The sequence below is a fragment of the Bradyrhizobium sp. AZCC 2262 genome (assembly GCF_036924535.1).
Lineage (GTDB): Bacteria > Pseudomonadota > Alphaproteobacteria > Rhizobiales > Xanthobacteraceae > Bradyrhizobium.
On record NZ_JAZHRT010000001.1, the window covers coordinates 3,131,926 to 3,151,105 of the forward strand.

Annotated in this window: 19 protein-coding genes; 9 read left to right on the forward strand and 10 right to left on the reverse strand. The window is 63.1% G+C overall.

Annotation, left to right across the window (positions count from 1 at the left end):
* Positions 1-7 precede the first annotated feature (7 nt).
* Entirely contained in the window at positions 8-1,783 is a 1,776-nt protein-coding gene (gene aspS, locus V1283_RS14705; protein WP_334387190.1) for an aspartate--tRNA ligase, read from the forward strand.
* Positions 1,784-1,796: 13 nt separating this feature from the next.
* Here aspS and V1283_RS14710 read toward each other — a convergent pair whose 3' ends face one another.
* Complete coding sequence (locus V1283_RS14710) at positions 1,797-3,773, reverse strand: hypothetical protein (protein WP_334387191.1); 1,977 nt, start codon at positions 3,771-3,773, stop codon at positions 1,797-1,799.
* A 259-nt stretch (positions 3,774-4,032) separates the two neighbouring features.
* Between V1283_RS14710 and V1283_RS14715 the strand changes: the two genes are divergently transcribed.
* Together V1283_RS14715 and V1283_RS14720 are read left to right on the forward strand one after the other, a co-directional pair.
* Entirely contained in the window at positions 4,033-6,342 is a 2,310-nt protein-coding gene (locus V1283_RS14715; protein WP_334387192.1) for an NADP-dependent malic enzyme, read from the forward strand.
* 257 nt (positions 6,343-6,599) lie between these two features.
* Positions 6,600-7,052 carry a DoxX family protein gene (locus V1283_RS14720; RefSeq protein ID WP_334387193.1) on the forward strand — a complete coding sequence of 151 codons (453 nt, stop codon included), beginning with the start codon at positions 6,600-6,602 and terminating at the stop codon, positions 7,050-7,052.
* Positions 7,053-7,167: 115 nt separating this feature from the next.
* Here V1283_RS14720 and V1283_RS14725 read toward each other — a convergent pair whose 3' ends face one another.
* The 4 genes from V1283_RS14725 to V1283_RS14740 form a co-directional block, all read right to left on the reverse strand.
* The gene (locus V1283_RS14725) at positions 7,168-7,677 is read right to left on the reverse strand and encodes a dihydrofolate reductase (protein WP_334393066.1); all 510 of its coding nucleotides are present in this window, start codon (positions 7,675-7,677) and stop codon (positions 7,168-7,170) included.
* A gap of 66 nt (positions 7,678-7,743) precedes the next feature.
* Positions 7,744-8,694 (reverse strand): polysaccharide deacetylase family protein, encoded by a 951-nt coding sequence (locus V1283_RS14730; protein ID WP_334387194.1) that lies wholly within the window; start codon positions 8,692-8,694, stop codon positions 7,744-7,746.
* A 198-nt stretch (positions 8,695-8,892) separates the two neighbouring features.
* A complete protein-coding gene (locus tag V1283_RS14735; protein WP_334387195.1) occupies positions 8,893-9,483 on the reverse strand; it encodes a glutathione peroxidase in 591 nt (196 codons plus the stop codon).
* 95 nt (positions 9,484-9,578) lie between these two features.
* Positions 9,579-11,279, reverse strand: coding sequence for a L,D-transpeptidase (locus tag V1283_RS14740; RefSeq protein WP_334387196.1), 1,701 nt, complete (start codon positions 11,277-11,279; stop codon positions 9,579-9,581).
* Positions 11,280-11,599: 320 nt separating this feature from the next.
* Here V1283_RS14740 and V1283_RS14745 point away from each other — a divergent pair, with 320 nt between their 5' ends.
* Positions 11,600-12,148, forward strand: coding sequence for a CreA family protein (locus tag V1283_RS14745; RefSeq protein WP_442895745.1), 549 nt, complete (start codon positions 11,600-11,602; stop codon positions 12,146-12,148).
* 51 nt (positions 12,149-12,199) lie between these two features.
* Here the strand turns inward: V1283_RS14745 and V1283_RS14750 are convergent, their stop codons facing one another.
* Positions 12,200-12,445, reverse strand: a complete 246-nt coding sequence (locus V1283_RS14750) for a hypothetical protein (RefSeq protein WP_334387197.1) — start codon at positions 12,443-12,445, stop codon at positions 12,200-12,202.
* Between the two features lie 385 nt (positions 12,446-12,830).
* Here V1283_RS14750 and V1283_RS14755 point away from each other — a divergent pair, with 385 nt between their 5' ends.
* The 3 genes from V1283_RS14755 (at position 12,831) to V1283_RS14765 (ending at position 14,010) form a co-directional block, all read left to right on the forward strand.
* Complete coding sequence (locus tag V1283_RS14755) at positions 12,831-12,992, forward strand: hypothetical protein (protein ID WP_334387198.1); 162 nt, start codon at positions 12,831-12,833, stop codon at positions 12,990-12,992.
* A gap of 44 nt (positions 12,993-13,036) precedes the next feature.
* Complete coding sequence (locus V1283_RS14760; protein WP_334387199.1) at positions 13,037-13,435, forward strand: hypothetical protein; 399 nt, start codon at positions 13,037-13,039, stop codon at positions 13,433-13,435.
* Between the two features lie 125 nt (positions 13,436-13,560).
* The gene (locus V1283_RS14765; protein WP_334387200.1) at positions 13,561-14,010 is read left to right on the forward strand and encodes a nuclear transport factor 2 family protein; all 450 of its coding nucleotides are present in this window, start codon (positions 13,561-13,563) and stop codon (positions 14,008-14,010) included.
* Positions 14,011-14,025: 15 nt separating this feature from the next.
* Here V1283_RS14765 and V1283_RS14770 read toward each other — a convergent pair whose 3' ends face one another.
* The 3 genes from V1283_RS14770 to pdxR all read right to left on the reverse strand — a co-directional run bounded on the left by V1283_RS14770 (position 14,026) and on the right by pdxR (position 16,039).
* A complete protein-coding gene (locus tag V1283_RS14770; RefSeq protein ID WP_334387201.1) occupies positions 14,026-14,286 on the reverse strand; it encodes a DUF6719 family protein in 261 nt (86 codons plus the stop codon).
* An 11-nt stretch (positions 14,287-14,297) separates the two neighbouring features.
* The gene (locus V1283_RS14775; protein ID WP_334387202.1) at positions 14,298-14,450 is read right to left on the reverse strand and encodes a hypothetical protein; all 153 of its coding nucleotides are present in this window, start codon (positions 14,448-14,450) and stop codon (positions 14,298-14,300) included.
* 86 nt (positions 14,451-14,536) lie between these two features.
* On the reverse strand, positions 14,537-16,039 hold the full coding sequence (gene pdxR, locus V1283_RS14780; RefSeq protein WP_334393068.1) for a MocR-like pyridoxine biosynthesis transcription factor PdxR: 1,503 nt from the start codon (positions 16,037-16,039) through the stop codon (positions 14,537-14,539).
* 79 nt (positions 16,040-16,118) lie between these two features.
* Between pdxR and V1283_RS14785 the strand changes: the two genes are divergently transcribed.
* Both V1283_RS14785 and V1283_RS14790 read left to right on the forward strand, forming a co-directional pair.
* The gene (locus V1283_RS14785) at positions 16,119-16,841 is read left to right on the forward strand and encodes a pyridoxamine 5'-phosphate oxidase family protein (RefSeq protein ID WP_334393069.1); all 723 of its coding nucleotides are present in this window, start codon (positions 16,119-16,121) and stop codon (positions 16,839-16,841) included.
* 56 nt (positions 16,842-16,897) lie between these two features.
* Positions 16,898-18,175, forward strand: a complete 1,278-nt coding sequence (locus V1283_RS14790; protein WP_334387203.1) for an ArgE/DapE family deacylase — start codon at positions 16,898-16,900, stop codon at positions 18,173-18,175.
* A 19-nt stretch (positions 18,176-18,194) separates the two neighbouring features.
* On the opposite strand, the gene V1283_RS14795 is transcribed toward V1283_RS14790, so the two are convergent.
* On the reverse strand, positions 18,195-19,151 hold the full coding sequence (locus tag V1283_RS14795; RefSeq protein ID WP_334387204.1) for a LysR family transcriptional regulator: 957 nt from the start codon (positions 19,149-19,151) through the stop codon (positions 18,195-18,197).
* Positions 19,152-19,180: the final 29 nt, after the last annotated feature.

Genomic DNA, 19,180 nt, shown 5'->3' on the forward strand with positions numbered 1-19,180 from the left:
GAATTCCATGCATCGCTACCGGTCACATACATGCGGCGCGCTTCGCGACAGCGACATCGGCCAAACCGCCCGTCTTTCCGGCTGGTGCCATCGTATCCGCGACCACGGCGGCGTGCTGTTCATCGATCTGCGCGACCATTACGGCATCACGCAATGCGTGGCCGACCCGGATTCGCCCGCGTTCAAGGACGTGGAAAAGTTCCGCTCGGAATGGGTGGTGCGGATCGACGGCAAGGTGCGCAAGCGCCCCGAGGGTACCGACAACCCGGAACTGCCGACCGGCATGGTCGAGGTTTATGTCAGCGAGATCGAGGTGCTCGGACCTGCGGCCGAGCTGCCGCTGCCGGTGTTCGGCGAGCAGGAATATCCTGAAGACATCAGGCTCAAGTACCGTTTCCTCGACCTGCGTCGCGAGAAACTGCACCAGAACATCATGACCCGCGGCGCGATCGTCGATTCGATGCGCAAGCGGATGAAGGAGCAGGGCTTCTTCGAGTTCCAGACCCCGATCCTGACGGCGTCCTCGCCGGAGGGCGCACGGGACTTTCTGGTGCCGTCACGCATTCATCCCGGAAAATTCTACGCGCTGCCGCAGGCGCCGCAGCAGTACAAGCAACTGCTGATGATGTCGGGCTTCGATCGCTACTTCCAGATCGCGCCGTGTTTCCGCGACGAGGACCCGCGCGCCGACCGCCTGCCAGGCGAGTTTTACCAGCTCGACATCGAGATGAGCTTTGTCACGCAAGAGGATGTTTTTGCGGCGATGGAGCCTGTCGTTACCGGCGTGTTCGAGGATTTCGCAAAGGGCAAGCCGGTGACAAAAGGCTGGCCGCGGATTCCGTTCGCTGAAGCGCTCAAGAAATACGGCAGCGACAAGCCCGACCTGCGCAACCCGATCGTGATGCAGGACGTCTCCGAGCACTTCCGCGGCTCCGGCTTCAAGGTGTTCGCGCGGATGCTGGAAGATCCGAAGAACCAGGTCTGGGCGATCCCCGGCGTGGGCGGCGGCTCGCGCGCGTTCTGCGACCGCATGAACTCGTGGGCGCAAGGCGAAGGCCAGCCCGGCCTCGGCTACATCATGTGGCGCGAGGGCGGCGAGGGCGCTGGCCCCTTGGCCAACAACATCGGCGCGGAGCGGACGGCTGCGATCCGCACGCAGCTCGGCACGAAGGAGGGCGACGCCGCTTTCTTCGTCGCAGGCGATCCGGAAAAGTTCTGGAAGTTTTCAGGCCTCGCTCGCACCAAGGTGGCTGAGGAATTGAACCTGATCGACAAGGATCGGTTCGAACTCGCCTGGATCGTCGATTTCCCGATGTACGAGTACAACGAGGAAACCAAGCAGGTCGACTTCTCGCACAACCCGTTCTCGATGCCCCAGGGCGGCCTCAACGCGCTGCAGACGCAGGACCCGCTGACAATCAAGGCGTTCCAGTACGACATCACCTGCAACGGCTATGAGATCGCCTCCGGTGGCATTCGTAACCACAAGCCGGAAGCGATGGTGAAGGCGTTCGAGATCGCGGGCTATGGCGAGACGGATGTCGTCGAGCGCTTCGGCGGCATGTACCGCGCGTTCCAGTATGGCGCGCCGCCGCATGGCGGCATGGCGGCCGGCGTCGACCGCATCGTGATGCTGCTCTGCGGCACCACGAACCTGCGCGAAATCTCGCTGTTCCCGATGAACCAGCAGGCCGTGGACCTGCTGATGGGGGCGCCGTCGGAGGTCACTACAAAACAGCTCCGCGAGCTCCACATCCGGCTCAATTTGCCGGACAAGGCATAGGGCTCGGGCTAGCTCACAGTCCTGTCGAAGCCTCGATCCGGAATTGCGTCAGCGCGATGAGCGGATCGGTCTTCAACATCTGAACAAGCTGCAGCGCCGGCACCTTGGCGAGCGGCGTCAGCTTGATGATCAGCGTCTGTTCCGGGGTCTCGACAAAGCTGACCAGCGCGCCCCTGATCGCCTCCGTTGCGGGTGCAAATGTCTCTGATGTGCTGGAGTCCCTGATGCTCTGAGCGATCGCTTTTCTTGCATCCTCGCGGCTGACGTTCTGGGTGCGGGCATATTGAGCGACCCCGAGATCGACGCTGCCCAGATCGCGCACCGTGAGCTCGATCGTGCCGGCTTCGATCTGCGCCGCCGCCCCGATCGCCTGGGCCGCGTTGGCTGAAAATACCTGCCGCGGCACGTTGGCGAGCGCGATCCGCGCGGATGCCTTCAGCAGCCCGCCGATCTCGAGCTTCGGGACGTCGACAACGAAGCTTCGGGTCGCCTCGGTCCATTCCGCGCCGATATCGCCATCGGCCGAAAGCGTATCCAGCCCGGCCGCGATGAGCGCTTTCATGGCAGGATCGGTCGCATCGACCGGCGTGGTCATCTTCGCGGTCAGGCGCGCCTTGCTCGGAATGGGGCCCACGAACTGCCCCCAGTTCAGGTCGAAGCCATCGAGGTTGACGAACTTGCCGCTGTTCTTGAACGGCGCCGTCACGCCCTTGATCTCAACGCCCTGGATCAGCGGAAACAGCCCGGCAATCAGTTCGGGCGAGGGCGGCTGTGCCGGGTTCGCGAACTGCGCCGATACCCGCATGAAGTTGGCGATATCCAGCGACTTCAGCGCAAAACGTCCGAGCTTGATGGGCCCTTTCGGCGTGTTTGTATCGAGCCCTTCGACTGCAAACTCTCCTATCTTGCCATCTTCCAGGTTGAACCGGATCGCTGAGAGCTTGAATGGGCCTTGCGGTGTTTCAGCCGAAAGGCCGCGCATCTCGGCCGTTCCGATCCGCATGCCCTCGTAAAGCGCAGCCATCTTGTCGATCATTTCACGCGTTTGAGCAGGCGTCGGAGATGTAGCCCCGGCCGCCTGGATCATCGCAAGCAATGCCGGCAGTTGCAGCCGTGACGGTCGCGCGGCAACGCCATCGATGGTCATCTGGTCGATACGCATGCGCAGGCCGAGCGCTGAAGTGACAGTGTAGGGACCGGCCGATGTCTTGCCGTAGAAGCTGTAATAGCGGTCGTCATTGGCCTTCTGCGGATCGAGGATCGCGGCAGCCGCGTTGGCATCGAAATCGCGGGAGCTGAGATTGGCGATCTCGCCGGTCATTTTGTCGGCCTTGCCGGCCTGTTGCGTGTTGACCGTGAAGTTAGCTCGTTCGACCTGCATGGTCGCGATCTTGCCGCCCTTGATGTCCTGCAGGGCCGTACCCGAATAGGCGAAGTCGCCCGACAGGGCGGTGCCAAAGTTGACAGTCCCCGTAATGCTCGGGACCGAAATCGACGTCGCCGAGACTGCGGCGAATTGCTCGAGCGCGGACCGATACATTTCGATGGCGGATGCCGGAGCCGACGGCCGCTGCAGGCCTGCAGGGCCGGAATAATCCTTCATCACGACCCGCGGCATCTTGTAGGAAAGGCCCCCGCCTGCTGGACCGGCAATGTTGGCGCTGATTTCCATGTCTGACGTTTCGATGCTGTCGGCCGAGAATCGGCCTGTATCCGGCTGGCCGACCCCCGAAGCCGTGATGCCGGCGATCTTCAGGCGCACCGGCGGCTGGGACGCGGATTCGGTCGCGATATCGGCGATCGTGAGCGTGCGGCTCTTCAGGTCGAACGACACCTTGCCGTGGCTTGCCTTGCCGCCGCCGGCGCGAATCTGCTCGAACGCGGTCTCGACTTCGCCGGCGATCCGGTGCTGGGTATAAAACTCGAAGCCGAAGTAGCCGCCCACCGCGATCACGACCGCAGCGGCCAAGCCCACCAGTATCTTTACCATTAGTTGTGCTCCGGTCGCCGACACTGCGGAGGCAAATTTGCCATATTGTCGGTCAAGGGAATGAGGTAGGGAGACAATTATGCTACCGGATTTGCCGCTTTCCGTCGATCGGTCCCTGTTGACGGCGGCGTTCGCGGATGTTGCAACCAAGTGGTCGCCCGTGCTTCACATCCGGCCAAATCTGCCGCAAAACTAACGGTTCGAATGAAGACCGACCGCCGGAAGTAATTCGGGGTCGAGAAAGCCTGTGGGGGAGTGCATGTCGTCCTATTCTGAAGATCTCCACTCCGCGGCGTTGGCGTATCACCGGCTGCCGCGCCCCGGCAAACTCGAGATCCAGGCGACCAAGCCGCTCGCCAACCAGCGCGACCTCGCGCTGGCCTATTCGCCCGGGGTCGCTGCGGCCTGCACCGAAATCGCCAACAACCCGGCCGAAGCGGCGTCACTGACCTCCCGGGCCAATTTGGTCGCCGTGGTTTCTAACGGTACCGCGGTGTTGGGGCTGGGCAATATCGGCCCCCTGGCCTCGAAGCCCGTCATGGAGGGCAAGGCGGTCCTGTTCAAGAAATTCGCCGGGATCGACGTCTTCGACATCGAAATCGCTGCCGACACCATCGAGCGCGTGGTCGAGACGGTGGCAGCGCTGGAACCGACCTTCGGCGGCATCAATCTCGAGGACATCAAGGGGCCGGAGTGTTTTGAGATCGAGGCGCAGCTCAAGGCGCGCATGAAGATCCCGGTGTTCCATGACGACCAGCATGGCACCGCCATCATCGTCGGAGCCGCTATCGTTAATGCGCTGCTGCTGAACGGCAAGAAACTGGCTGATGTGAAGATCGTCTGTTCCGGCGCCGGTGCCGCGGCGATCGCGTGCCTGAATCTCCTGGTTTCAATGGGTGCGCAACGCAAGAACATCTGGGTCTGTGACATCGACGGCGTGGTGCATGAGGGCCGCAACACGCTGATGGATCGCTGGAAGGCGGTCTATGCGCAGAAGACGAACGCGCGCGTGCTGGCGGACGTGATTGGCGGCGCCGATATCTTCCTGGGGCTTTCCGCGCCCAACGTGCTCAAGCCCGAGATGGTCCAGTCGATGGCGGACCAGCCGCTGGTGATGGCGCTGGCCAATCCGAACCCGGAAATCATGCCGGACGAGGCGCGCAAGGCGCGCCCCGACGCGATGATCTGCACCGGGCGGTCCGACTTCCCGAACCAGGTCAACAACGTCCTGTGCTTCCCGTTCATCTTCCGCGGCGCGCTCGACGTCGGCGCCACCGGGATCAACGAGGAAATGAAACATGCGGCCGTCGATGCGATCGCGCAGCTCGCGCGCGATCCGCCGTCAGATGCGGTGGCGCAGGGTTTTGACAGCGGCGAGACGCAAGGGTTCGGCCCGGGCTCGCTGATCCCGAGCCCGTTCGATCCGCGGCTGATCCTGCGCATCGCGCCGGCGGTGGCGAAGGCTGCGATGGAATCCGGCGTGGCGACGCGCCCGATCAAGAACTTTGACGAATATTGCGCACTGCTGCAGCGCTTCGCCTTCCGCTCCGGCCTCGTCATGAAGCCGGTATTCGCCAAGGCCAAGACGCAGCCGGTCCGCGTGATCTATGCCGAGGGCGAGGACGAGCGGGTGCTGCGCGCGACGCAGGTCGTGCTTGAAGAGAAACTGGCGCGGCCGATTCTGGTCGGGCGCCCCTCCGTCGTAGAAGCAAGGCTCAAGCGGTTCGGCCTCTCGATCAAGGCGGGCAAGGATTTCGATCTGGTCAATCCCGAGGACGATCCGCGCTACCGTTCCTATGTGCAGACCTATATCGACGCGGCTGGAAGGCGCGGCGTCACGCCCGAAGCCGCCCGTACCGTGGTCCGCACCAACAACACCGTGATCGCCGCGCTTGCGGTGGTCCGCGGCGAGGCCGACGCCATGATCTGCGGCGTCGAAGGCCGCTACATGAGCCATCTGCGCCATGTCCGGGAGATCATCGGCTTCCTGCCTGGCGTCAGCGATTTCGCGGCGCTGTCGATGATGATCACCAGCAAGGGTTCCTATTTCATCGCCGATACCCAGGTGCGCCCGAACCCAAGCGCCGAGGAACTCGCGGAAGTGGCGTCGCTGGCGGCAAACCATGTGCAGCGGTTCGCCATGAAGCCGCGCGTCGCCTTCGTGTCACATTCCGACTTCGGCAGTTACGACACCGACTCCTCGCGCAAGATGCGCCGCGCCACCGCGCTGCTGAAGGAAAAGCATCCGGAGATCGAGGCCGACGGCGAAATGCAGGGCGATACCGCGCTTTCGGCCGCGGCGCGCAAGCTGGTGCTGCCGCATTCCAATCTGGAAGGCGATGCCAACATCCTGATCATGCCGAACCTCGACACCGCCAACGTCGCCTACCAGATGATCAAGACGCTGGCGGATGCGCTGCCGGTCGGGCCGATCCTGATCGGGCCGGCGCGTCCGGCGCATGTTCTCACCCCGGGGGTGACGGCGCGCGGCGTGCTCAACATGACGGCGGTTGCCGCCGTCGAGGCCCAGGAGCGCGCCGGCCGCCAGCAGCCGACGTTGTTTGGATAGAGCGGGTTCTGATTGAATCAGAACCGCTCTAGTCTTTTGGTTTGACGCGTTTTCTCTGCGGGAATGTATCTACGCTCGAAAACGCTATGGCCAAAAAAGGGCCTTGGTTCTGCTTCTATCAAAAGGTTTGGTTATAGTCCGCGCAGGGCTCCTGCGCGGAGGGTTTCGATTTGAGCGTTTGAAAAGCGGGGGCGAAACGCCCATAATCGTTTCGCGCCGCCTGCACCCTTTGCATGCCATTCAGTGAGGCCGATCCCATGCCAGCGTTAGTTACCTTCGGGCGAGTCCTGTTCGCCGTCCTCTTCATGTACACGGGGGCGACCAAGCTCTTCGCTATACAGCCGACGGCGGACTTCATCGCAACCAAGGTCACGATTCCGGCGCTGCTTGCGCCCTATACCTCGCAGCTGGAAACCATGACGGGCATGCCGATGCCGCAATTGCTGGCGGTCGGCGTAGGCGGCTTCGAGATCCTGGCGGGCCTGATGATCGCGGTCAATTTCGCCGCGCGCTTCTTTGCGATCCTGCTGATCTTCTTCGTCATCGCGACGACCTTCTATTTCCACGATTTCTGGAACCAGGCGGCGCCCGAAAATGCCAAGACGTTGATCGACGCCTTGAAGAACCTGTCGATCATCGGCGCGCTGTTCATGATTGCAGGTTACGGCCGCGGGCCGCGGCCAAATGAACCGGCCTATGGAGACGTCTAGTCTCGATTCATTCTAGAGCCCTTTTCCGTTCCGCTGGAATCGGAACCGGGCTCTAGATTTTTGATTTGACGCGTTTTCTTGCCGCGAACCGGTCCCCACTTCGCTGGAAAACGCTCTAGGCGCCGCGCCGCCACGGCGTGACGCTGACCTCGTTCGCTGCATCAAGCATCTGCGGTTCGCCGGCGCGCAAGCCGTGCGCAGCGAGGATTTGCTGCGGCGTGCGGGCGGGGACGCCGGGGAAGCAGGGCTCGCCGCCGGGAAGGCGGACGTGCGGCGCCACCGAGAGCCAGAACGCGTCATAGCGGCCCATGAACATGCCGAACACGCCGGGGCCGCCGATCACGGCAGCCGTGCCGGAATCAACGCCTGCATGATTGCAGGCGGCCTCAAACGAAGCGTCCGCGGGATTCCATAACGTGGCTCTCGGATTGGACGGATCGGGCGCGATCGCGTCGATCTTCCGCGTCAGGATGATCCGCTTGCGCCGCGGCGAGTTCGGCTGGTCTTCGTAGGAATTGTGGCCGTGCAGGATCAGATCGGCGCGGTCGAGGGCGGCGGTGAAAAACGCCTTGTCGCCCTCGAACTTCAATTCGTCCGGCATCACATTGCGCGCGTCGGCCAGCATGCCGTCCGCGGAGACGATGACATAGCCTTCGATACGCAGCGCCGGCACGGGACGTGTCGCGCCGCGTTATTCCGAGATCGTCTGCACGACGCTGGAAACCGGGCGCGAGCTCACGGTCGGCAGCTTCAGGTCCTTGACGATTTCCTCGTCATATTGCGCCAGCGTCTGCACCGGCGCCTTGGCGCGCATCGCAACCACCTTGTAGCCGCCGGCCTTCAGCTTCTTCAGAAGCTCGGGCAGGGCTTCCGCGGTGTGCTTCTGGAAGTCGTGCATCAGGATGATGCCCTTACCCAGCTTCTCGACCTTGCGCATCACCGTTTCGATGACCTTGTCCGATTTGCTGGCCTTGAAATCGAAAGAGTCGAGATCGCAGGAAAAGATCGCGATGTTACGGGTGCCGAGGTACGTCACCATCTCAGGCGGATGCTGCAGCGCCGGGAAGCGGAAGAACGGTGCCGGCGCCTTGCCGCCGAGCGCCCACTTGACCGCGCTGAATCCCTTTTCGATTTCTTCCTTGCGCTGGTCCTCATTCAGCTTCTTGTTGACGAGGGCAGCATGCGACCAGGTATGCGATCCGACGGTGTGGCCGGCCGCCAGCACCTGCTTGAGGATTTCCGGATAATAGGTGGCGTGCTTGCCGATCGGAAAGAAGATGCCGGTGGTGCATTCTTCCGCGAGCGTCTTCAAGACCGAAGGCGTATTTACCGGCCACGGGCCGTCGTCAAAGGTCAGCACCACCTCCTTGTCGCGCAGGAAGTCGAGCTCCTTGAAGTGCTCGAAGCCGAAACCGGGGCCGCCTGTTGTGTCGATCTCGACGGTGCGGCCGATGCCGAGTGCGTTTGGATTGTTGCAGGGCGGACGGGTCGAGACAGGCGCTGGCGGCGGGGCGGGGGCTGGCGCCGGAGCAGCCTGTGGAGCGGCCGCCGCGCCTTTGGCGGGTAGCGCTTGCGACCACGCCGCGCTTGATGCCAACAGCGAAACCGCGCTTGCAAAGATCAACCCTGCCGCAATACGCATCTTGTTTTCCTTAAATTCGAATCCCGGTCCCGGCGTTGCCGTCGTCCGGTCTGCCTCCATGCCCCGACGCATATACTAGCCTAGTTGGGGCAGGTGCGCCAACGCAACGGCAGCGGTTACGCCCAGCCGATTGTCACCGGGCCGGTTAATTCAGGAGTCTTGTGGTCTTTTTGACGCGTTTCCTTTAACCGCGAACGGCTACCCACTACGCTCGGAAACGCTTTGGGCCAGTGCCCGCGCGATGGCGGTTTTCACCCGTGTATCCAGGGGTTCGACGGATTCCGGGAAGACGTCGGCGATATAGCCGTCGCGGCCGATCAGGTATTTGTGGAAGTTCCACCGTGGAACATCCCTCGGGCGCGCTTCCGCCGCCCATTTGTAGAACGGATGCGCGTTCGCTCCCTTGACGACGGCTTTCGCGGCGATCGGAAAAGCGACGTGGTGGTTCTGCGCGGTCGCGGTGATTTCGGCCGCGCCGCCCGGCTCCTGGCCGCCGAAATCGTTGGAGGGAACGCCGATGATCATCAGGCCGCGATCGTGAAACTCGGTCCACAATTCCTGCAAGCCTCCATATTGCGGCGTGAAGCCACAGAGCGAAGCTGTGTTGACGATCAGCATCGGCCGGCCGGTAAATTCGGAAAGCCGGATATCGCCGCCGGCCAAGCCCGGAAATGAAAATGCGTAAGCCGTGATTCGGCTCATGCCGGCCTGCGCCAGCGATTGCCTGTTCGAGGTGACGGCTGCGATCGCGGCCAGCGCCGCTGATATCAGGGTCCTGCGGTCCAACATGAAAAGCCTCGATGAAAAGCTTCAGGCTGCGGTTCGACAGCGCAAAGCATAGCGCAACGCGCGGACTGCTGCGCCTCAACAAGCCGTTATAGGGTCTACCGCAGCGGGACGATGAAGTCGGTGCCTTCGCCGGTTTCACCGCCCTGGTTGACGCCGTGATCGGACACCACGATCGAACTGCCGGTGGTCAGGACTTCGGCGATCCGCGCCATCGCCTCCGGAGCGATGGTGATGCGGTCCAGCGCCTCGGCGGGGCTATTCGGCGCCGGCAACGGCTTGGCTTCGGCTCCGCCGGCCATCTTGCGGCGCCGTGCAGCGCGGTCGTCCTCGTCGGTCCGGGCCGCATTGCGCGCCGTGACCGGCAGCGAGACCACCGACCAGCGCAACAGGTTGGGATCGTTCTTATCGGCCTCGGCGGTGAACACGTGCGTACCCAGCGGCCGGTCGCTCGGCGCGATGGTGATCGGAACGTCGAACTGCGGCTTGAAGTTCTCGCGAACGTACAGCTTGGAATCCTTGCGGCTCACGAACACCGCAATCTGACCGGGACGCCGGGGCGTTTCGGCCCTGGCAGCCTTGTCCGCGCCGGGCAGACGCGCCGCATCCTTCTTGGCGTCAGGTGCGACGGCTGGTGCAGCCGGTATCGCGACCGCCTTGGCGGGGTCGGCGGGCCTTTCGACGGCCTTGGTCTCCTCGGCCTTGGGCGCGTCAATTTTGGACGGCCCGACATTGGCGATCGCTGCCGGGGGGACTTCGGTGTTCGCTTGTTCGGATGTGGTTTCGACCTTCGCCTCGCCGGCGGACGGCGCGGGCGCCATCGCCTCGTCGACTTTCTTGCCATCGATCGCAACCGTATCTGTCGATTTGACATCGACGGCCGCAGCGTCAGCCGCCGGGCTAGCCGGTTCGGATTTCGGCGCATCCGCCTTTGCTTCCGCGCTCGGGGTATCGCTGACAGGTTGGACCTTGGTTGCAGACGGCGTTGCATCGGACATGGTGATGACGCCGTTCGTCGCGGGCAACGCGCCTCGGGCATCCGCGGTGTGGGTCTGTTCGCGGAGCGGCGCCGCATGCCCGACGGTCGATCGGAGTTCGAGGCTCGTTTCCGAATTGGCATTCGCAGGCTTGGTCGCGCTGCCCGCATCCGCGCCCTTGTCACTCTTCACGGCGGGCGCGTCGGTCGCCGGATCGTTGGCGATGAGGGGCTGCGGTACGACTTTCTGCGCCACCAGCAATGGGTGCGTGAAACTCGCCGGCGTGATCTGGCCCGGCGTAATGATGACGCGCGCGCCCATCCTGGTCCAGTTCCACATCTTCACGGCAAACGCCATCGGCATGCGGATGCAGCCGTGCGACGCCGGATAGCCGGGCAATACGCCGGCATGCATCGCAACGCCCGACCAGGTGATGCGCTGCATGTAAGGCATCGGCGCGTCGCTGTAGATGTTGGAGCGGTGCATCTTGTGCTTCTGGATGACGCTGAACACGCCCATCGGGGTCGAATGACCCTTCATGCCGGTCGACACCGGGCTTTCGGCGAACAAGCCATTGGTGTCGTAGACGCGAACCTTCTGCTGCTCGATCGAGACCGCAATGATCAGTGGCCCCTGCGGCTTGGCGTTGGTTTCCTTCGTCGCCGCGGTCTTGGCGGAAGGCCGGCGGGCCTTCGGCTTGCGCGGCTGCGCCATCGGTACCGGCCGGTAGTAGCTGGGATCGGAGTCCTGCCAGTAGAACAGGGCGGCAGCATCTGCCTGGGGAGTGGCAACCAGGGTGCCGGCCGCCGTCAACATCGCCATCTGCCAAAATCGCCGTTTGGAATTAGCCACGCCCGCAATACTCGCACTGAAAAGCCGATGCCCGCTCACGCGCTTGATCCTCAAATCAGGTTACTCGAACCTACTCTTCCGATAAGTATTTGTTGTTGCAGAGGCGAAAAGCGTTCACCAGCGTAAGCCTTCTAATACCAGCGCTTTTCGCCCCAGTCGTAGCAAAAAAGCCTCACAATCCGTTAAACGGCGGCCGGTTTTGGCGCCTGGGCCGGCACCTCCGGACGGCGCTCTTCCTGTGCGGCATTTCCGCCACTACATAGGCCGCGAGCCCTTCAGCGGAGATATCAATGACATCCAAGGCCATCGTTAAGTGTGACAGGAAGTGGAGAAGTCTGGCCTTGGGGGTATTGGCGCTGATGCTTTGGCAGGCCGGCCCGGCGTCGGCCGCCGACGAGCCCGATCTGATTTTTCGTCGCTCGACCGTGTTCAAGTGGCTGAGCCCGAACGACAAGCTCGCCACCTACGCGGTTGACGACCCTGAGGTCGAGGGGGTGGCCTGCCACTTCACGGTTCCGGAAAAGGGCGGTTTCAAGGGATGGCTCGGCCTTGCTGAGGAAGTCTCTGATATTTCGCTGGCGTGCCGACAGATCGGCCCCATTAAGTTCCAGCACAAGCTGGAACAGGGCGACGACATGTTCCGGCAGCGCCGCTCGCTGTTCTTCAAGAAGATGCAGATCGTTCGCGGCTGCGACGCCAAACGCAACGTGCTGGTCTACATGGTCTATTCGGACAGGCTGATCGAGGGTTCCCCCAAAAACTCGACGTCCTCGGTGCCGATCATGCCTTGGGGGGCAACCGACGCCGCGATTCAGAAATGCGGTGAATTCATCCAGTAAGTCCGATGCCACCCGGGATCCGAGATCGGATCCGGAATGAGGGGTTTGGGCTTACCGTTTGACCGGATTGGAATATTGGCGGGCCTCCAAGCCGGGCCCGACCTTGCGGTCGCGGCAACCGACCAGATGCACGAATTTTTGCGGCGCCGAGACATTGCCGCGAAATTCGCCGCCCTGCTGCGACATCGCGCCACAAAGGCTCACGGGACGCTCTGAGGTTTCTCCCTGGCGCTCCACCGGCTGGCCGGGTTTGCGGGTCGGGGTTGCACTGCCAACATCGATGTTGCCACTACCCACGACGGCTATCCTTTGTTGAGGAAGGGATTACAACGCACGCGCGCGCGGAAGGTTGCACGGCGTTTGACTGAGTCGGCCGGACCGAGGCTTCGGTTCATCCGGTCGGCCAGTGAACGAGGCCGTCCTCGCCCCATGGAATGAGGGCGAAAGCGGCCCCGATGGGGTTTCCGTGCTCCAGTCTGATCCTCTTTAGTGAGAGCGCCGCAACTGAATTCATTGAATTTTTCCGGCTATTGTTTCGTCCGAGCGGGCCGACGAAACATTTCTCCTGCGCGATGAAACCATTTTGCGTTTTTGGCGCAGATGTCCGGAAACAGCCGACGGTTATCACGTGACCAACGAGACGGCGGGCACTGCCGGCCACGGACAACCGGAGACAAGTCAGATGCGGACGACCAGCTTCATCCTCGCCTTCGCGTTCATGCTGGCTGGTCCCTCGATGGCTGGTTCTTCCGACCAAAACCTGCCGGGCGTCGGTACCTTCGCCTATAATGGCTCGCCGGTTGCGGCGCCTGCGTCCCAGCCGATGGTTGTTGCTGCCAAGTGAGCGTGACGGACCGTTTGCAAAAAGACTGCCGATAAAGGCTCCATATGCTCGTACGCATCTGTTCCGCTGCAATCCTGTCCTTCTTCCTTCTCAGCGGCGCGGCGCAGGCCCAGGTTCAGTTTCAGCCGCCGCAGACCTCATTCCGTTCCCTGTTCAAGGCACCAGACCCGCGCGGCGAGTTCGTGCGGCTCTGTGCGCCGCATATGGTCGGCCGCTGGGCGCATCCCGAAAGCGTTTGCGGCTGCCTGCACGACTACGCCGCCGCGACCGTGGAAGATGCCGATTTGCGCGAAGCGCTGCTGCGCGGCATCAGCGAGACCGGTGTACCGACGATCGAAACCGCGTGGGTGCCGGCGTCGAAACAGTCCGAGATCGGCCCGACCTTCACCAAGATCGCCAAGCCGACATTGCAATGCATGTTTGAGCCGGCGACGAACCAGTAAGATCGGCGCGGTTTCAGCTCCGTCCACAATCCACTCAGGCTCGACACTCCGGTAACGGCCATTGTAAGCAATGACCGTTTGACGATCTGCGTCGGCATCGAGCCCGGTTGCACAAAGGAGCTGTCATGCGATCTCTTCTTATCGGCCTCATCGGTGCATTGTCGTTCGTCGCTTCGCCGGTGCTAGCCGCCGACGCCGCGACGCAGGAAGCCAACAAGAAGGCCGTGCTCGAATTCTACGATGCGGCGCTCAACCGCAAGGATTTTGACGCCGCAGCGAAGTTTTTCGGACAGCAATACATCCAGCATAATCCGACGGCGCCGGACGGCATCGAAGGCTTCAAGGCCTTCCTCGGCTTCCTGCGGGAAAAATTTCCGGATTCCCGCAGCGAGATCAAGCGCGCTTTTGCGGACGGCGACTACGTGATCGTCCACGTCCACAGCGTGCGCGAGAAGGGCACACGCGGCCGCGCCATCGTCGACATTTTCAGGCTCGAGAACGGCAAGATCGTCGAACACTGGGACGTCGTGCAGGAAATCCCGGAGAAGGCCGCCAACACCAACGGCATGTTCTAGAGCGGGCGAGCGCTGCTATCGCTTCTTCGTTCCCAGCCGCTGGATGCACTTGCGGGTGCGAAGCACGCCTGACGTCGTCATCTGCGAGCCCTGAACTTCCTTGATCTGCCCGGCCGGGCACGATCCGTCATCGACCAGGACCCGCTGGCCGAGCCGCAGGTCGGGAATGTCTTGCTCGCGTGAGAACGCTTGCGCCAGAGCCGCCGTTGCGATCAGGCACAAGGCAAGGCCGGCGGGCAGGGCAAGGCATCGGGATACGGCTTTTGTGAGCGTCAAAACGGTCTTCCTTACTTGCTCTGGATCTTCAGCCCGCCGGGGCCGACATTGATCTGCAAACCCTCGGGTTCTTGCTTGGCTTTGTAGAGATTGTAGCTGAGCACGCCGACCGCGACGATCAACACGCCGATGACGAGATACAGAACGTTGCGATTGCCGGGCATCCGGTGTTTCCGCCGTGATCTTGAATCTGGCGGCGAGCTTAGTGACGCGGCGGCGATTCTGATAGGGCGCTACCCTGGCTGAACGGTCAGGTCACAGCCTTCAATCTTTTGGCTCTTCCGGTTCCACCTGCGTTCGGCTTGCGGTTCGCTTGCAGAGCGGTGAGCGATGCTTCCGCCAGTCTTTTGGCCGATGCAACCAGTTGCGAGATCGGGTGGCCGGCAAAGCCGAGGACGAATCCCGGCAGCGGTCGCGCACGAAAATAGGTTTCCGCCAGCAGCCAGCCCGCGACGCCGGCCTCCGTCTTTGCCTTGGCGGCAACCTGTGGATCGGTCGATGGATCGAACCTCGCCACCAGGTGCAGGCCCTGCGAGGGCACCGGTACCGATAGAAGCCCGTCCGATGCCGCCGACAAGGTCGAAGCCAGGACGTCACGGGCTTCGCGATAGATCCCGCGCACCTTGCGCAGATTTGCCGCGAACGCTCCGGAATTGAGCATGTCCGCCACCGCGCCTTCGAGCAGCGTGCCGGGAAAGCGGTCGAGCGCGGCGCGGGCCGTCGTCACCGGTCCGACGAGGCGCTCGGGCAGCGCGCAGTAGCCGATACGCAATCCCGGAAACAGTGTCTTTGCAAACGTGCCCATGTAGATGACACGCGAGAGGTGATCGATGCCGGCAAGCGACAGCAATGGCGCACCGTCGTATCGAAACTCACTGTCGTAATCGTCCTCGATCACGAAGGCGTTCGCCTCCCTTGCCCAATCGAGTAGTTCCAGCCGCCGCGTCATCGACATCTGCACGCCGAGCGGAAACTGGTGCGACGGTGTCACATAGGCCGCGCCCGCCGATGGCGCGAGAGCCCGGCCTTTGGCCACGATCATGCCTGAGGCGTCGACCGGCACGGAGACGGGGCGCAGGCCACAATGCCCGATCGCTCTTCTCGCGGCGGGATAGCCGGGATCCTCGCACCAGATGTGATCGCCGGGCTTGAGGATCGCGCCCAGCACGATCCGCAATGCGTGCTGCGTTCCCGACGCCAGCATGATCTGGTCCGGATCGCAGCGCAGCCCGCGCGCCGACAGCAGGTGATCGGCAATCGCGGCGCGCAGTTCGCGGCTGCCCCTGGGGTCGCCATATTGCAGGTGCTCGGTACCGAAGGCGCGCATGCGCCGGCCGGCAAATGCCCTGAAGCGCTGCAGCGCCCGTTCATCGATATGCGTGCAGCCGAGCGCGAGCGCGCCTTGCTGCGGCGCCTCGATCGCGATCTTCGTCTTGCGTGCGTCGTTGACGCGGGCGGGAATGCGGGCGGCGACGAAGGTGCCGGAGCCCGTGGTGGCGACCGCAAACCCATCCGCGATCAGCCGCTCATAGGCCGAGGTGACGGCGTTGCGGCGAAAGCCGGTCTGTTTGGCCAGCGTTCGCTGCGGCGGCAGTGGCTCGCCGGGCTTTGCGATTCCGCCTGTGATGGCATGGCAGAGCGCCTGATAGAGCCGGTGCTGCGAGGAGGCGCCTTGCGTGATGTGCGGCCCGTCAAGGTCGAGCGCAAACTCGGGTTTGCGCCGCGACGGGGAATTGGTCGGCATTTTTCGCATGGAATTGGCACTATCGCAGACCAAATTCGCCGGTACAACTGGTTCGACCATGCCAATACCCCAAGGAGCTGCCGTGACGATCGAAGGCGAGACCACCACTTCCTATCCGCTGTCGCCGCGCAACCGGGTCAAGCGCTTGCACGAGCGTGGCTCCTATGATCGGGCGAAAATTCACGGCCTGCTCGACGCCTCGATGCTCTGCCACGTTTCCTACGTAGTCGACGGCCAGCCTTACTGCACGCCGACTTTCTTCTGGCGGGAAGGAAACACGCTGTACTGGCACGGCAGCAGCGCGAGCCGCATGTTGCGCAACCAGTCTGACGGCCAACGCGCATGTCTCACCGTCGCGCATCTCGACAGCCTGGTGCTTGCAAGATGCGGATTCAATCACTCGGCCGATTACCGCGCCGTGATGGCATTCGGTACTGCCCATCTCGTCGACGATCCCGCCGAGAAGGAGCGTGCGCTGGTCGCCATGGTCGACCGCTTCTTCCCCGATCGTACCGCCAGCCTGCGGCAAAGCTCGGCGCAGGAGATCAAGGCGACGTCGGTGATCGCGATGGAGATCGAGCAGGCGTCGGCTAAGATCCGCGCCAAGGGCGTTGGCGACGACGAGGAGGATTATGCACTGCCGATCTATGCCGAGCGCATTCCAGTGCGCACAGTGCTGGGCGAGCCCGAACCCTGTCCGCGGCTTCTCGACGGTGTCGAGCGCCCGGCATCGCTGCGCGGCTATTCGGCAGGCCGTCTGCTCGAAGATGCATTGCGGGATGCGCATTTTGCGCATTACGCCGGCGGCTGAGATCGGGGTAGGGTGCGCGCTCCCGACCCCGTTGAATTCGCGACTGGAGCCGCCGCATGACGACCGATACGCAACAGAAAATCCTTGACGCCGTCGACGCCGGCTTTGATGCGCAACTGGCGACGACACGGGATTTCGTTGCGATCCCCTCGACCCGTGGCGCGGAAGGGCCGTGCCAGGACATGATCGGCGATCTCCTGCGCCAGCGCGGCTATGAGGTCGACGACTGGCATATCGACGTCGAGGATTTGAAGGATCTGCGCGGTTTCGGTCCGATCGAACATGATTTCTCCAGGGCGCGCACGGTGGTCGGCACTTACCGTCCCTCGAACAACGCCGGCAAATCGCTGATCCTGCAGGGCCACTGCGACGTCGTTCCGGCAGGACCCCTCGATATGTGGGAGACGCCGCCGTTCTCGCCGGTCATCAAGGATGGCAGGATGTACGGCCGCGGCGCCTGCGACATGAAGTCCGGCACCATCGGTGCGCTCTACGCGCTGGATGCGATCAAGGCCGCTGGCCTGAAGCCCACGGCGCGCATTCACTTCCAGTCGGTGATCGAGGAAGAGTCCACCGGTGTCGGCGCTCTCTCGACATTGCAGCGCGGCTACCGCGCCGACGCCTGCTTCATCCCGGAGCCGACGGGTGAGACGATGGTGCGCTCGCAGGTCGGCGTGATCTGGTTTCGCCTGAAGGTGCGGGGCTTTCCGGTGCATGTGTTCGAGGCCGGCGCCGGCGCGAACGCCATCATGGCGGCGTATCATCTGATCCATTCGTTGCAGAAGCTCGAAGAAGCGTGGAACGAGCGCGCCAAGGCGGACCGCCATTTCAAGGCGGTCGCTCATCCGCTCAACTTCAACCCCGGCATCATCAAGGGCGGCGACTGGGCGTCCAGCGTGCCGGCCTGGTGCGACGTCGATTGCCGGATCGCGGTGCTGCCGGGCTGGTCGATCGCCGAATGCCAGAAGGAGATTTTGGCCTACGTGTCGGCGGCGGCGCGCGACCATCGCTTTCTCTCCAACAATCCGCCGCAGGTGGAATGGTCGGGCTTCCTGTCGGAGGGCTATGAGCTGACGAATTCTGCCGAACCGGAAGCTGCCTTCGGCAAGGCGTTTGCCGCGGTCTATGGCGGCACGGTGCCGGACCGTGCGTTCACCGCGCTGACGGACACGCGGTTCTACGGGTTGAACTACAACATCCCGAGCCTGTGCTTCGGCGCCACGGGGGCGGCGATGCACGGCTTCAACGAATATGTCGAACTGGACTCGTTGCGGAAGTCGACCAAAGCCACCGCGCTGTTCATCGCGGAATGGTGCGGGGTGGAGCCGGTCTAGATCGCACGATCGGCCGACTTCAATTCGATGCCGGGTTCCGCTTGCGCGTGTTCGCTGTTGCGCCGAACAGCTCCGACGTCACCGACCTGAACCAGCGGTGCGCGGCATCACGATGATAGCGTTCGTGCCAATACTGCGTGATTTCGATGCGCGGCAAGGTGATCGGCGTTTCCAGAACGGCGAGCCCGAGCGGTCGGGCGAGCCGTCTAGCCAGATTGGCCGGCAACGTCGCGAGGCCGTCAGTTTCCGCCGCGACGATGGCGCCGGCAATGAAGCTCGGGACCCGCAGCATGATATTTGCCGGCGGGATCTGCGAAGCAAGCACGCGCTGGGCGGTCGCGTGCGCGGCATGTCCGGTCTCTGATGCGGTGACCAGGATATGACGCTGGGCAAGAAAGCCGGCGCGGGACCGCGCGGCTGAAATTCGGGGATGACCGTTGCGGACGACGGTGACGTAGCCATCGAAATACAATCGCTGACGCCGCAAATGGCGTGGGGCCTTGGGAAAGGCGCCGAGCGCCAGATCGGCTTCACCCGCTTCCAGCTTGAGCTCGAACTGGCGCGAATCCAGCGGCATCGCCCGAATATTGATCCTTGGCGCGATGGCCGCTACATGCGCGATCAGGGGAGGCAGGAAGCGGATCATCCCGACATCGGTCAGCAGCAGGCTGAAGGTGCGGTCCGATTGAGCGGCATCGAACGCCGTCACTGATGCGCGCAGGCTGTCGGCAGCATGGAGCAGCGTGCGCAATTGGTCCGCGATCTCGACCGCCTTGACGGTGGGCTGCATCGCATGCCCGTTTCGGACGAACAGCGGATCGCCAAACTGCGCGCGCAGGTGCCGCAGCACCTTGCTGATGGCGGGCTGCGTCGTCGCCAGCAGCTCCGCCGTGCGGGTGATGCTGCGCTCATGCAGCAGGGCGTTCAGGATGCGTAGTTCCCTGAGGTTCAGCTCCGTTGATGCCGTTTCAGCCATATCATCTATTCTCGTTGGGACATGGCGGT